The sequence below is a fragment of the Tepidimonas sp. genome, assembly GCF_046292505.1.
GTDB lineage: Bacteria > Pseudomonadota > Gammaproteobacteria > Burkholderiales > Burkholderiaceae_C > Tepidimonas.
Genome location: NZ_JBKBQX010000263.1, coordinates 1 through 542, shown reverse-complemented (window position 1 = coordinate 542; position 542 = coordinate 1). Strand labels below are relative to the sequence as shown.

Here is a 542-nt window from a genome sequence, read left to right as displayed (position 1 = left end):
TGGTCGCATCGAGGCGGTGGAGATCGACGTGGCGGCGCGCGTCTCCGGCCGGATCAAGGAGATGCTGGCCAATGAGGGCGATTTCGTCACAGCCGGCCAGATCGTCGCGCGGATGGACACCGAAACGCTCGAGGCGCAGCGCGCCGAGGCGCAGGCGCAGTACGAGCGGGCGGTGATCGCGGTCGACACGGCCAAGAGCCTCGTCGTCCAGCGCCAGGCCGAGAAGAGCGCCGCGACGGCGGTCGTCGCCCAGCGCGAAGCCGAGCTCGATGCCGCGCGCCGCAAGCTCGGCCGATCGGAGCAGCTCTCCGAGCGTGGCAATGTCTCCGACCAGGTGCTCGACGACGACCGGGCCCGGGCGCAGGGCGCTACCGCCGCCGTCGGTGCCGCCAAGGCCCAGCTCGCCGCCAGCGAGGCCGCCATCAGCTCGGCCGTGTCCCAGGTCGTTGGGGCGCAGGCCGCGGTGGCGGCGGCCGTCGCGGCGCTGGAAGCGGCTCAGGCGCAGGCTGCCGCGGCGGCGGCGGAACGGGAAGACCGCATCG

Annotated in this window: 1 protein-coding gene; it reads left to right on the top strand. The window is 74.0% G+C overall.

Translation table 11 applies throughout. The features are described from left to right. On the top strand, nt 1–542 hold a 542-nt coding region (locus tag ACK4TH_RS13165), incomplete at both ends, for a biotin/lipoyl-binding protein (protein WP_409627081.1).